Annotated in this window: 1 protein-coding gene; it reads left to right on the top strand. The window is 47.3% G+C overall.

Annotated features, from left to right (window positions below):
• On the top strand, positions 1–749 hold a 749-nt coding region (locus J7604_RS26175; RefSeq protein WP_293903325.1), incomplete at both ends, for a condensation domain-containing protein.

The raw sequence follows: 749 nt of genomic DNA, 5'->3' as shown, positions 1-749 counted from the left end.
TCTGGGAAGAAATCCTAAACAGGGAACAAATCGGGGTACATGACGATTTCTTTGATCTGGGCGGACATAGCCTCTCAGCGACACGTTTAGCGAGTCAGCTTCATAAAGAATTCAATACAAAGATCGAATTAAAAGATATTTTCAACCATCCGGTTTTAGAAGCGCAGGCCGCCCTTATCGAGCAGTCCTTAAAAACCGCTTTTGTGGATATTGTCCCGGTAGCTGAGCAGGACGGATACGTTCTGTCTTCCTCCCAGCGCCGTTTATGGCTATTGAGCCAGTTTGAAGAAGGCAGTATTGCCTACAACATGCCCGGGGTGTATCTCTTTGAAGGCCATTTGGATGTTGGGGCCTTAAATACCGCCTTTGGAAAACTTATTGCCCGCCATGAGGTCCTTCGCACTTATTTTAAGCAGACCGAAGCGGGAGATGTCCTTCAGGTTATTGTGCCTGTGTCAGACTTTGATTTTGCCATTGAGTGTCACGATCTTCAGGGGCGCAAAGACCCGGAATCGGATTTATCGGCCTTAATTGGGAAAGGCATCCTTCGCGCATTTGATTTATCGTCTCTTCCCTTGCTTCGCGCAAGTTTATACCAGCTTGAGGATAAGAAGTGGGCCTTCAGCACGGTGATGCACCATATCATCAGTGATGGCTGGTCGATGGGGATTATGATCCAGGAACTGCTGGAGTTTTATAATGCAGAGATAAAAGGAGAACCCCTTTCATTAGCCGATTTGGGCCTGTCT

The sequence above is a fragment of the Sporocytophaga sp. genome (assembly GCF_017745095.1).
Lineage (GTDB): Bacteria > Bacteroidota > Bacteroidia > Cytophagales > Cytophagaceae > Sporocytophaga.
The sequence above is the reverse complement of the archived record's forward strand: the minus strand, read 5'-3'. Positions and strand labels throughout refer to the sequence as shown.